The following is a 13,719-nucleotide window of genomic DNA, read 5'->3' as shown; positions in this document are numbered from 1 at the left end:
GCCGGGATCGGCGACGAGGGCGTGCAGGGCCGTCCGCCAGGCGGCCGCGTCCGCCGCGAGGCAGACGTCCCGGCCGTCCTCGAGGGCCTCCCGCGCGGCCCGGGTGGCGCTCGCCAGCGTCGCGACGCCGTGCCGGGCGGCCTCGAGCCAGCCCGTCTCCGGCGCGCACGCCTCGGCCTCGCCGGGCCAGGCCGGCACGAGGTTCAGGTCGCTCGCCCGCAGCGCCTCGGCGTAGTCGGGCGTCGGCCCGAGCTGGCGGATCCGCTCCGCATGGGGCGCGAAGGCGTCGTCCAGGGTGACGTAGCCCGCGACCGTCAGGGTGACGGCGGGATCGCTGCGCAGCACGTCGAGCAGCGCGGCGCCCGCCGCGTCCCCGGCCCGCAGGACCTGCGCGCGCATCACCCGCAGGAACAGGCGGGCGCCCCCGGGCGTGCCCGCGGGGGCCGCCCCGCCGGGCTCGGGGATCGGCCGGGTCTCGGGCACGACGAAGCTGCGCCCCCCGCGCACCAGGGGATCGAGGTGGCGGCCGAGCGCGGCGTTGGGCGCGAGCCCGTAATCGCAGAGCGCGGCGGCCCCCCGGTAGAGCGCCACGCCGAACACCAGGTCCTGGTGCGCCCGGGCGCCGATCCGCCCGTCGAAGGCCGCCAGGGGATCGGGCGCGTGCCGGGGATCGACGATCAGGGCGTCGGTCTCGTAGAGGGTCGGCACGCCGGCCCGCCGCGCGGCGAGCACCGCCTGGACCACCGAGGGCCAGGCCGGCACGCGGTAGAGGATCGCGGCCGCCGCGTCCGGGAGCGCGGCCTCGAAGGCCGCCACCTCCCCGAGCCCGAGCATCCGGCAGCCGAGGCCGGCCTCGGCGAGGAGGGCCGCCCGCGCGTCGAGGCGCAGCCGCGCGGCCTCCGGCAGGTCGCCGTCGGCGAGGATCAGCACGGTGCGGCCCCGCCCCCGGCGCGTCCCCGGCGCCGGCGGCATCACGGCGTCCAGGAACCCGGCGACCCGCGCCAGGGCGGCGGCCATCACGGCGTCGCCCTCGTCCCGCTCGTCCTCGGCGTAGTGCGACCGGGCGCGCTGGCCCTGGAGCCCGAAATACACCTCCGCGGCGGCCCGCGCCGGCGCGATTCCGGCGCCGCCCCGGCGCGCCAGGACGGCCGTGAGCGTCGCGAAGGTCGCCTCCCAGGCCTCCGGCCCGGCACTCGCCCGCACGAGGCCGTCGAGCGCCGCTCCCCCCTCGTGGCCGTCCGCCACGAGAGCCGCGCAGAGGGCGTGGGCCGGGCGCCAGGCGCCGATCCGGAGGTAGGCGTCGGCCAGCCGCAGGCGCGCCTCCGGCGGCAGCGGCCCCGCCGCGGCGGCGAGCTCGTAGGCCCGGATCGCCGCCGGGACGTCCCGGGGCTTGGCGCGGAGCGCGAAGCGGTCGCCCACCGCGGTCAGGAACGCGCAGGCGTCCGGCCCGTAGGGCAGCGTCGCGCCGACCTCGGCGAAGCCCTCGCGCAGGAAGTGCGCCAGGGCGGCCCAGCGGTGGCTGCCCGCCCGCGGGTAGAGCCCGGCGTAGAACCGCCACGGGAAGGCCGCCGGAAAGGCCCGCAGCGGCAGGTCGAGGAACGCCAGGTGGGCGGCCTGCGTGCCGGGCTGGCCGGCGGACCCGCCCGCGGCCAGCCACGCGTCGCGGCAGGCCTCGTCGCTGGCGAAGGCGTGGCCCGGATGCGTCTCCCGGAAGTGGTCCGGATCGAGGCCCGCGGCCTGATCGTCGCGGTAGCGGCGCCCCGCGACGCGCCCGAGCGTGGCGTAGTGCAGGAGCCCCTGGGCGTCCGACATCGGCTCGAGATCGCGGTTGAGCCGGTGGTAGCCCCCGGCGTCGAAGGAGGCCGGCACCCGGTCGAGACTCGCGCCGTGGCGCGCCCGCAGGGCCGCCGCCGTGGGGAAGCGCCCCTCGGCCCGGCCGTGCTTGTCGAAATGCCGCCGCAGCCCGGAGGCGTCCGCGACGTCCCGCAGATCGAGGTAGAAGCTGCGGTAGAAGTCCGGGTCGAACGCCTCTTCGCCCGCCGGCTGCCGCAGCGCAGGCAGAATCCCGGCGCGGTGATGCCGGGCAGCGTGACGCGATTCGACTGCCCCCGACGTCATTCCGCCCCGTCGCACACCGAAACGCCATTTGGACGAGGCGCTCTAGCACAGGTTCGGCGAGGTTGCGAACGGTCCGGACGCGGAAATCGCGCCCGGTCCGGCTCCCAGAAGGCCGAGCCTCCGGCAAACCCGGGGCGCTTCAGTCTCGGCTGGCTGGCCGAGCCTGGAGGACAGGGCGGCGAAACGCCGTCATCAAAATCGGACCGAACTCAATCACGCAGGCTCAGCAGCAACGAGCCGCGCGGGAACGCAGCTCGGGCGACCTGCGTGGTCTCTTCAGGGATGGCAACTGAATTGCCGAGGCGGAGCGACACCGCGGTCTCCAAGCCAAGATGGATGGATCCGCCTCAACGCGACCCCGGCTCCTCCGATCCGACGCTCCTCATGACTTCGCCGACGATATCAAACTCAGCAACGGACCCTCTCGGAGGCCGATCAAGGCCATCCGTCATTGTACTGACCGCAGACAATCAGTTCCCGATGAGACGTATTCTGCGTATGAATCGTCATTGTTCGATCTATGCTACCATTACGTCGCATTTCTTGTAAAATATTACCTAGTAAATCAAATCTAGGAGGAGGCATCGTAGCAGACTATACCCGAAACCAAGATGTATTATCGTGTATATTTCGTGATTATATGGATACAATCTCGCTAACGACAAAGAAATTTTCTCACGACATCCGATTTTATTCGAGATTTCACTGCTGATTTATGTTCAGAGTGCCCGCATTGCTTCGATAGATTTCATTAGGAGAGGAGTTTGGCTGATTTAGCGCAATGGTTGACAAGAATGTATCTGTAACTCAGATATGCGAGTACGAGCGAGCTCGTACACAATCCGCATCAGGGCTTTACCTGCAAATTACGGGCATGTGAAATAATGCTATACGTAGGAGTCCAATATGCTTGAATTGATTAATGTAAGAGATGCCTACCAGATTGCCTCTCTTCCGGATGCTGTTAGAACATCCTACGGGTATGTCCGTTGTGCCGGGCCGGAATTACCTGAACACGCACTGGAACTAATATGTTATCAAGGAATGATCTCGGAAGAGTGGTATCGAGTTGTAAATGGGCGTCAGTATGAAATTCCGTCAATTGGATGTCAGGCGTTACCAGGTGCTGCTGTATACGGTCCAGGACATATACTGCATAAAAAAAGCTTGATTGTGGAAGGGAATCTGCAAGACAAAGTAGCGATTGAGTGGGCCGACAGAGACTACGGCTTTCTGGCGAATGCGACCGAAACTCGAGTATCGTCGCAATGTCTGTCATTTTTGGGTCCAGGACACCTCATATATGGGCATTGGATTGTAGATTTTCTGCCGAGATTGTACGTTGCAAGAATGGTCTTTGGGTCTGATTTCTTCTCGATGCCTGTACTTTGGCCTTCTAATACGCCGTCATGGGCGGAGAACATAGTACATACACTATTCGGCAGGCAGTTAAAATTAATTCGCTACGATATATCAACCGAGCTCGTACAGTGCGATCATCTATGGGTCCCGACGTATCCTTACTCGGCGGATCATCATTTTCATTCATGTGTTCGTGGATTGTACGATCCTTTCAGACCAGACACGACGGGCTGGCGAAAACTGTGCGTTTCTCGAGCTCGTATCGAGGGTAAAAGTGCTGGTGCCACAAAGAATTTCAAGCAACGCGCTTTCTTCGAGGAGCGTGCGCAAGAACGCGGATTTGAGGTGATTTTTCCTGAGGAACTCTCCTTTAAAGAGCAAATTTCGATGTTTAACGAAGCGAGAGTCGTCATTGGGGAATTTGGCTCGGCCCTGCATTCTTCAGTCTTTTGCGGCGGCGGGACTGTGGTAGGAGCCGTCAATTGTCTTAATCCAATCCAATCTAGGATATGCACGCTCTTCAAACAAAGGTGCAGTTACTTGATTCCATCGGAACAAATGATGGAGGATGGGGTGATTGCATTTTCGTGCACCGAAGACTCTATCGTAAATTTCCTTGACGCGATCTGTACTGCATCGTCGGCCTAATGGGGCGACAAACATGGTTTTCTCATGCTGTTTCTTACTGACATTCATTATGCATGTTGTTTCATTTATCGATAGCAATCAAATCACATCCGCTTCAGCAGCATGGAGACGAGCGCAACTGACAATCTCGAACGTTCTTGGAATTGATATGCTGCTCTGTTCTGCAGACACTCGTGGTCAACGCCTCAGATATTTTCCAGGATATTTTTCCCCGCATGCGTTCTAAGTGTTCATAATATGCAGGTTAGCTATCTTAAATCTAGGGACTAACAAACATCACCGGCAATTCAGTGAAACAACTTGGTGCATCGAGGCTGATATAATCCAGACATTTAAAAGCGACATGACCGAATATAATTTAATTCAACTGTAATCCCGAGATTATATACGCTTTTGTGTTTCCTCCTCCACTTGCCCGATGCTGTTGAAATCTGCTACATTGCAGATGACGGTACAAGGTGGGTTCAATGGATCGCGCGAGTGTTAGTCAGCAATGTTTGAATCTGCTCGGCAGTGAAGGCGCCTATCTCGAAGTAGGTGTCAATCGTGGGGTTACGTTTCATAATGTATCCGCCGCGGTGAAAGTTGCAGTCGATCCGCATTTCTTGTTCGATGTTGCGGATGCTGAGCTCAAAAATCAGAACGCAACGTATCGGCAAATCACGAGTGACGCATATTTTCTGGATACGGATCGCCGTGATCGTTTTGACGTAATTTTTTTGGATGGTCTGCACACAGTCGAGCAAACACTGCGCGATCTTATGAACGCTACAGAGGTTCTCAAAGATCCTGGTATCATCATCATTGATGATGTCATTCCCTCTAGTTATGCCGCATCGCTGCCCTCCATCCCTGATGCCGAGATGGTCAAAGCTTTTTTGAATGACCAGGATGCTTCGTGGATGGGCGACGTCTACAGACTTGTGTGGTTCATCGATACATTTATGCCGACATATACGTATCGGTGCGTGGAAGAAAATCATGGACAATTGATCATGTGGCGGCACTCTCGGGAGGCCTCAAATCGTTCCTACTCTCTCTCTGAAATCGGATCTCTGAGTTTTTGTGAAATGATAAAACATAGAGAGACGTTTAATATCAAGCCAATGGTGGAAATATTGAATGAAATTAGGGGCAATCTGATGCTGGCTGGGAGTGGCGCCTGAATCCTTGTGACGGCTCGCCTTTGGTCGACTCGCACTCGCTCGCGGCTGATCGCACGCCCGCCCGCCAAAGCGACTGTCGAGCATCTTCGGTGAGTCACATCGTGTGGACCATGCGGCGCTTCCGGAGATCGAGGTTCGCCGCCCCGCCACGAGAGACCATCCACGTCGGAGGAACCCGCAACGGAAACTCCGGTGCCGACGGCGCGGCGGCTTTTGTGGCTTCTCGTCGAACCGACCTCGGGGCTGGATGCGACAAGTCACCGTCCGCTTCGGCCGGGATTGGCAAGGAAGACGAGGAGCCGATCGCGAGCCCGGCCGAACCGGACCTGCATGCCGCGGGTCAGGTCGCAGCGGCTCGGGGTGGTGAGGATGGCGCAGAGTTGCCGATCCAGGCGTCGGCGCTTGGCGGCCAGCCTCGTGGTGGTCAGACCGGCGACGCGCTCGGCCAGGGCGGACGCGCTCTGCAGCCACGCCGGACTCGTCCGGCGCGGACCGTGGCACGGCGCAACGGCGGCTTCGCGACCGGAGCGCAAGCGGCCTTGCACCCAGCGCAGCAAAATCATCAATCCGCCCTGGCTGGCGCATCAGTCTGAACAGGTCGGACATCAGCGCCTGTAGCTGCTCGTGGGAAAGAGCCCTGGAAGGTCTTCGGATGCGTCGCACTGCATGCAGCCGTGGGCCGAGCGGGGTGCCACGCGCCGCCTCCGGCACTGGTGCGAGCACCGAGCCCCGCAGGTCGGGCACTTTACAGCCAGACGCCAATGGTGCGTCACGATCGGCGTCACCGCCGGTCGTTCGATCCGCTCGGACACGCTGATGACCTCGACGGGAAGGTCTCCGTGCCGGGCATTGCCGCAGCAGATGCAGCGATGCGGACGATGCGCGACGACGGCGTCGGGATCGCTGCTGGTTACGCGGCTATGGCCCTCGTGCCCGGGCTTCGTCCCGACGGGCTCCGTCTGCTCGCGCCGCTCCTTGTGATCGGTGGATCCTGCCAGATCCCCTGGACGGAGCACAGCGAGTTGCCGGTCGCGGGTCCTCGGCTGAGGCACGTACGCCCTCGGCATCGGATTCCGACCGCAACGAAATCCGACAAAGCATGCCATTCTCCCTCAGTCTCCAAACTGGACGACAGAATCAGAGCCTTCGCGTAAGCGCCGCGCAGCGTAGCTGGCCCCCCTGTTGTGGAGTACGCGAGATAAATAGAACCGAAAAATCACTTGCTAATTCAAAAAGCGCGAAAATAGACATAGCATCTGTTTAAAATCAAATGGATATGTGCTGTGGCGATTTGCATGCCGCTATGTCTCATGCAATATGCAGAGTGCCAGATCTACAGATATCATACAAATTAGCCAGGATTTATAAATTACTTACACTCTCAATGAAGCTAATGTCTCGCCAGCATCAGTGTACATTTCTGTATTAATCCAGTTTCACTTACAACTATCGGACTTGATAATGCAACCGCGCGGGTGTATGGAAAAAGCTATTGCTCAGGCGTGCCTTGAGCTAACGGATATGCAGTCCTGCGGTGGAAGTAATATGAAGATTGCTAAAATTGGCATCGGCCGCACGAAAAGCGTTTACGGTATTAAAGTCAAGCGATCAGATTACAATAAATATCTGAAATCTGATTTTCGCGAAAAGCCGCATCCGTTGTTCGACCCGCAATGGTACGCGTCAATGTACCTTGGCAATTCCCACCAAATAGATCCGTTCAAGCACTATTCAATGCACTCAAAAACGGCTGAATTCGACCCTAATCCTCTTTTTGATAGCAAATTTTACTCCAGAAATAATCCCGATTCGCTGGTGTACAAACATGGAATCCTTGCGCATTATATTGATATTGGAAGTCTAAACGGAGCAAAAGCAAATATTTTATTCGATCCTAAATACTATAAAGATCGATATAAGGATGTGAATTTCGAGTACTTTGACAGCCTTAAGCATTATATCGAGTATGGTTCCGCGGAAAGGAGGTCGACCCATGCTGTTTTCGATGCTGCTTGGTATTGCGAAAGATATCGAGATGTCGCGAAGACAGGGATGGATCCTCTTGTGCATTATTTGCAACACGGTATCTATGAGTGGAGGAATCCTCACCCACTTATAGATTTGCGTTATCTGGCGTCGCAATTGACAATAACCGACCTGAATCCACGCAATGTTCTCGAAATGTACTTATATAATCCAGAGTATTTTTCCCTGGATCCGCATTTTGCGTTTGTCACGGAATATTTTTTAGCATCGACCCGTGGGGTAGATAGGTCTCAACATGCGTTAATTCATTACTTATCAATTAGTTCCTCATATGGCATACCGAACGAAGTATTCGACTCGAACTGGTACCTCAACACGTACCCAGATATTATGAAACACAACATCAATCCTTTGGTGCACTATGTAACTAAAGGATATGTAGAGAACAGAAATCCGTCCGACGCATTTGACACTGCATGGTATCTTCAAACAAATGATGATGTAAATAATAGCCAACTAGATCCCGTTTCCCATTACGTCAAATACGGTAAAATCGAAGGACGGCAACCTAGGCCGCCTAACAGCGAGTTCTACAGCAGTGGTGACCAAGTAAAATTATTGACTGATGTCATGTCTAAACTCCGATTGGAGCGATTTCTTCAGTCAGACTTGTCTATTAATTTCCCAAAAAACGACGATCCATCGGTGTCGATAGTGTTGGTGTTATTTAACAAAGCGCATTTAACGCTAGACTGTTTGCGTAGTATTGAGCAGAATATCGACCAAGATATGTGTGCATATGAAGTTATAATATATGATAATTGCTCCGGTGACGCTACACATGATGTCTTGCGACGGGTGCACAATGCCAAAATTATCAAAGGTACTGAAAATATAGGCTTTCTGCGAGCAGTTAATGCGGCTTCTTCGTTCGCCACAGGAGAATACATATTACTACTGAACAATGATACATACGTTCTACCGCAGTCCGTCGAAATTGCCCATGCGCTGATCGAGTCTTGCGCCGATGTTGGTGCCGTTGGCGGAAAACTCATTTTGCCGAGCGGTGTGGTACAAGAGGCAGGTAGCATAATCTGGTCGGACGGATCTTGCTTGGGATACATGAGAAACTGCCAGATTGATTACTTTGAAGCGAATTTTCAGCGTGAGGTAGATTATTGCTCCGGTGCATTTCTCATGTTGAGAAAGTCTATATTTTTGTCTGTAGGGGGTTTGGACGAGGCGTACTATCCGGCTTATTACGAAGAAACTGATCTATGCGTGAAAATCAAGAAGGAAGGCTTCAAAATTGTCTACGAGCCGTCGATCGAGATCTTGCACTACGAGTTTGGAAGTACCGAAAATCTTCCGAGTGTGCTGAAACTGCAAGAAGAGCATCGGCAAATTTTTAGTGAGCAACACCAAGATGTGCTGGCATCAAAATATCCTCCTAACACTGAGAATATATTGCGTGCACGGTTTGGAAATCCAAATCGGTTGAACATATTATTTATTGATGACAAGGTTCCTCACCCGTCACTTGGGTCGGGATTTCCGCGTGCGCAGACGATCCTGAACGAGCTAGCGAAGCTGAATGTGAATATAACGCTACTTCCGACGGACGACGATGTTCAATCTTGGAGATCGGTCCGGCATACGCTTGACGCCAGAATCGAAGTCGCATTCGGCTATAAAGGCTCACAATTCGCTGAGTTTCTAAAATCAAGACATGGTACTTTTGATGGTATTGTTGTGAGTCGTCCTCATAACATGCAGAGGTTGAATGAACTCATAAGTCAAGGCAAACTCGAATTAAATATGCCAATCTTTTATGATGCAGAAGCTCTGTTCAGTCTCAGGGAGATTGGCCGCCGTACTTTGCTCGGATCGGAGATGCGTAACGAAGAGAAGCAAGCTCTGATTGAAGAAGAAATCGCAATTGCAAGAAACGCAACTGGCGTCATTTGTGTCACTGACCAAGAGGGGAAGTTGTTTCGTGACTCAGGTAAGCAGGTCTTCAAAATCGGCCATGTGCTTGATGCACGACCTGGCGCGGCCAGCTTCTCAGCACGCGCCGATTTCCTCTTTGTAGGCGGCTTTGATAATGAGGAGACGCCAAATACAGACTCCATTATTTGGTTTTTGGACGATATTTTCCCCATTATCTTGGAGAAAATTGCGGATTGCAGATTGATACTTGTAGGCAATAATAAGTCAGCTTCCATTACCAGCAGGCTAAACTCATCTGTTGTTTCTTTGGGCCGCGTCGACAAGATCGAAGAAATCTACAATCGGAGCCGCGTCTTCATCGCTCCGACAAGGTTTGCCGCTGGTATTCCACACAAAGTGCACGAAGCCGTAGCGGCTGGTGTTCCTACGGTCGTAACGTCGCTTCTAGCACACCAGTTGTGCTGGGATGGTAATAATCAGACGGTTGTTGGAAACAATGCGGAAGATTTTGCGAGCGCATGTATTGAATTGTACACGAATGAGAGGCTTTGGCACAACGTGCGTTCAAATGGGCTGGCTGCAATCAACGTTGATTGCAGTTATAGTCATGTAAGGCAGGCGCTGAAGACAATAGTTTCTGAATGTAGTTCAATAGCTATCCAGGATGGTAACTAATGGCTCTGATGCTGGCACCTTCTGGACACTTAAGCTGCCTTAGTGCGTTGGTCTCCTGGCTGGAGTGCCAGGAGGCAGCCAGGGGGCAGCCATGAACAAGGCGCATGCTGGACTCGTGGGCCTGGGCGCCGGGCTCCCGGAGGTAATCGGCGGCACCTCTTGCCGGGAGGCGATTTGGCCGATTTCCTCGTGAGATGGGGTGTAGCGATCTTGAGCGGTTGCGCAAGGCGGGGTTGATCGAGCTGGTGCTGCGGCTGCAGAGGCCGGAGACGATCTCGCGCACGTCCTCCAAGCCGCCCTCCAGCGATCGCGAGGTGCGGCGCGCGCAGGCCAAGCCCGGCGGCGCCAAACCCGGTCACGAGGGCCACAGCCGGACGCTCAGCCCGGATCCCGACGAGGTCGTCGCCGACCGCCCGGGTCAGTGTCCTTGCTGCGGCGGCGCTCTGGCGGCGGATCTGCCGGCCGAGAGCGTCGGCGTGTGCGAGCAGATCGACGTGCCCGAAGGGACGCCTCTCATCACTCCGCATCAGCGGCTCGCGGTGCGCTGCCCGTCCTGCGGCACGCGCGTCGTCGCTCCTGTGCCGCAGGCGGCGGCCCCGCACGCCGTTCGGGCCGCGCCTGCACGCGGCGGCGACGTACCTGAAGACTTTCAGGCCCCGTCTGACGGGCGCCTGCAGGTGGCGATGGCCGACCCTTTCGGGCTGAACCCTCAGCCGGGGCGGGCTGATGAACTGGCTCCGCCGCGCCCAAGGGCAGTTCCGCACCCGTCGCGAGGCGGCGGTGTCGGCGCCGCGCCGGGCCGCATTGGTGACTTGGGACGAGACCGGCGTCCGCATCGAAAGCTGCAACGTCTAGCACTGGGTCTTCCGCTCGGACGCGGCGGTGGTGCGCCGCGAAGGGTCACGAACGGCTACCGGGCGATGTGGGCGGCCGCGGTGAGGCGGACGTGCGTACGGTCGTCGACACGATCCGCGCCTGATCGCTTCCCGCGTCGGCCCACCTCATGGCAGACAAGCTCAGCCGGCTCCGACACCGAGCCAGACCGCCTGGGTAATTACGAGCGGTGTGTTACACGTTGTGAGATGAGGAACCACAAAATATACCTATAACAGATGGATGGAGTAATGTTATGATGTTTATTCCGGTATTTATCGTTCTGATAGGCTTTAACATCGGTTTTTCGTCCAGAGCGCAAGCAGAATGCAATCCAATATCCACACGAGAATGTGCCGAGAAACTGGCTGGAAACGCAAGCGTGGCTCCTGCAGAGTACACTTGCGAATGTGATCAAAAAACCAGAACAATAAATTCGTTAGAATATTTGAATATTGTACGATCTGAATCAAAGGGGCAGGTAGACCCCAGTGAGTCGTTGTATTCGTTGTTCTCAGTCAGAAACAGAGCTGCCAGGAAGATTTTTGTACCGCCCGGAATTTATGCACTATCAAGACCAATAACTCCGCCCGTCAATGTTGCAATTGAATATTCCGCAGCAAAATTCAGTGGCCTGGGGTATATCGAAAATACTTCAGATTGGAGCGTGTTCCATGAGACTGATACCAGTCATGCATGGTCTCGCGTCACTGATAACATCAATAATGATTGGGGTGTTTATTCTGGATTGTACGTGAAGAAAACTGCCGGTCAGCGAAGTTATGAGAAGGCCGCCGGGTATTTTTCGGCCACAACTGAAGATCCTTCGTCATATGTGATCTCCGGACAAACAATCAACGTAAATCGTGACGCTGTAGGCTTGCAGGCTAACGGAAACGCAGCGATCGGAAATCTCCATGCGAGGGTCTGGGGAGCATCAACTCAAGCGTTTATACCTCAGGGAGCAAATGGGCTAGCAACGGGTCTTGAGGTGAATCTGACCAACAACTCAGGCATTGACCAACCAAACATCGCCACTCCTACCTCTAAAACTGGACTAACTTCAGTTTTATTCGGAAAGACGCATGGCACAAGCGCCTTCTTCGCAATTGCTGGGGCGGCTGATGCTCAATGGCACAATGGCTACGATGTCAGACAAAGCGACGTCATCGATTATGCTTTCCGATTGCGCAGCAAAGACAGTGAAAATATCAACAACTTCAGTGTAACTCCGAGTGGAAACGTACAGGCTAGCTCTCTAGAGATCACCAATAAAGCTACATTTAAATCCGATATATATGCGAGATCGATGATCTTAGAAGGAGACAACGCAATTAAGATCGCCAGTGGAGTAAAATCTTCAGATTTGGCTGTAATGAGCACGAATTCTGGTGCATTAATGGTAAGTGGGCACGCAGGATTTGACACAATAATTGGTAGTGGTGAATCTGATGTGAGCATTGGTCGCGCGCTGAAAACTAAAATAAATGCAAGAGCGACCCCGTCCGGCACCAATCAAGCAACCTCGCGCGAGGTCGATGCGAGTATCACGGTGCTCACGTCTGGTTCCGGTGGAATCAGATTGCGCCCAATAATAGGAGAAAGACAGGAAGTGTTAAATAGAACTTCTTCACCGGTGCTTATTTTCCCGCCCGTCGGTGCCCGTATTGAACAACTTCAAATCAATTCCGGCTCTGAGCTTCGAGAAAACGCTTCAGCCTCGTACATATGCGTTGAAGCAACTCAATGCTATCGGATCTGATTCGATACTTTATGCGAGAAAGGTCCATTTCAACGGTTTCTAGGGAGCTTCACCGATGCGACGGAGACGGCGTTCATGGGAACGACATCGTGCGATTTTCAACGATCGATCCGCAGCACGTGACCTGTATGGTCCCGGAATGAGGTGGTGCGGATTGATCCTGAACCGGTCCGGGTCTTTGGTCCAGGCCTGATAGATGGTCTGGAACGGGGTTTTGCAGTGAAGAGGTACGAGGTGCTTGGCGAAGTTGTAGGCCGCGACGAAGGCCAGGACATGCGCCTTCAGGCTCTTCAGATCTTCGTAGTGGAAGACCTTGACGGTGCATCCTTGATGGTGGGGTTCATGCGCTCGGCCTGCCCATTGGTCCAGGGATGGTAGGTCTTGGTCAAACGATGCTCGATGCCGTGCTCGATGCAGACGCGATCGAAGATGTGCGGTCCGAGGAACTGTCGGCTCGGCCCAGTCCTGTTCTTCGGCAGGTCGGCGAATGCCATGCCGTTGTCAGTCAGCACCGTGTGGATCTTGCAAGGGAAAGCTGCCACGACGTTCCTGAGGAAGGCTGATCCTTCAATTTTGCCCGCGCTGTCGTGGAACTCGACGTACGTAAGTTTCGAGGCGCGATCGATCGCGAGGAACATGATCAGCTTGCCGTCGGCATGGAGCAGCTCACAACTGTCGATATGCACGTCGCCGATCTCGTAGGTCTTGAAGCGCTTGCGCGTCTGCGCCGTCTCCGCTGCCGGAAGACGGGAGATGCCGTGCCGTTGCAGGCAACGATGCAGGGCGGAGCGGCTGAGGTTCGGGATCGTGTCGCGCAGGCAGCCCAGGACATCGTCAAGAGGCAGCAACGTTCGCCGGCGGAACTCGACCACGATCGCCTCCTCGGCCGGCGTCAGGACCGTGCTCCTGGGCGCCTTCGGGCCCATCGGCGCGTCGGCCGTTTCCGCCCGCCCGCGCCACTTGGCGACGGTCTTCGGGTTCAGGCCGCACGCGGCGGCCAGGGCGCGGCTACTTTCTTGCGACGCTCGGAACTCGGCTCGAAGACGCGGCGTCGTGCGGGCGCTGCCGTGAAGAACGCTTGCCACAGGCCATCCTCCTCCTGACGCGTCAGGATCGATGATGCACCAGCACACACCGGAACTGCACAGCTAGGAGCCCGTCCGAGTAATGCTCTCGACG

General features: G+C 56.1%; 5 protein-coding genes and 3 pseudogenes. 5 read left to right on the top strand and 3 right to left on the bottom strand.

Annotated elements, in window-relative coordinates:
- Positions 1 to 2,118, bottom strand: a 2,118-nt coding sequence (locus DT057_RS30610; RefSeq protein ID WP_128565832.1) for a glycosyltransferase, incomplete at its 3' end; no start/stop codon positions are given.
- 906 nt (positions 2,119 to 3,024) lie between these two features.
- Between DT057_RS30610 and DT057_RS30605 the strand changes: the two genes are divergently transcribed.
- Complete coding sequence (locus DT057_RS30605) at positions 3,025 to 4,128, top strand: glycosyltransferase family 61 protein (RefSeq protein ID WP_128565831.1); 1,104 nt, start codon at positions 3,025 to 3,027, stop codon at positions 4,126 to 4,128.
- A 467-nt stretch (positions 4,129 to 4,595) separates the two neighbouring features.
- Positions 4,596 to 5,294 (top strand): class I SAM-dependent methyltransferase, encoded by a 699-nt coding sequence (locus tag DT057_RS30600; protein ID WP_128565830.1) that lies wholly within the window; start codon positions 4,596 to 4,598, stop codon positions 5,292 to 5,294.
- 269 nt (positions 5,295 to 5,563) lie between these two features.
- Here the strand turns inward: DT057_RS30600 and DT057_RS37025 are convergent.
- Positions 5,564 to 6,283 (bottom strand): annotated as a pseudogene (locus DT057_RS37025) (IS66 family transposase zinc-finger binding domain-containing protein); the annotation flags it as partial.
- 490 nt (positions 6,284 to 6,773) lie between these two features.
- Between DT057_RS37025 and DT057_RS30585 the strand changes: the two are divergent.
- From DT057_RS30585 to DT057_RS30575, 3 genes and pseudogenes are all read left to right on the top strand, one after another.
- Positions 6,774 to 9,905: a glycosyltransferase gene (locus DT057_RS30585; protein ID WP_162501555.1), complete on the top strand. Its 3,132-nt coding sequence runs from the start codon at positions 6,774 to 6,776 to the stop codon at positions 9,903 to 9,905.
- A gap of 194 nt (positions 9,906 to 10,099) precedes the next feature.
- Positions 10,100 to 10,757 (top strand): annotated as a pseudogene (locus tag DT057_RS30580) (IS66 family transposase zinc-finger binding domain-containing protein); the annotation flags it as partial.
- Positions 10,758 to 11,034: 277 nt separating this feature from the next.
- Entirely contained in the window at positions 11,035 to 12,540 is a 1,506-nt protein-coding gene (locus DT057_RS30575) for a hypothetical protein (protein ID WP_128565826.1), read from the top strand.
- Positions 12,541 to 12,579: 39 nt separating this feature from the next.
- Here DT057_RS30575 and DT057_RS30570 read toward each other — a convergent pair.
- Positions 12,580 to 13,625: pseudogene (locus DT057_RS30570) on the bottom strand (IS481 family transposase).
- Positions 13,626 to 13,719 lie beyond the last annotated feature (94 nt).

It is taken from the genome of Methylobacterium crusticola, from assembly GCF_003574465.1.
Taxonomy (GTDB): Bacteria; Pseudomonadota; Alphaproteobacteria; order Rhizobiales; family Beijerinckiaceae; genus Methylobacterium; species Methylobacterium crusticola.
This window is presented reverse-complemented; position numbering and strand designations above follow the sequence as displayed.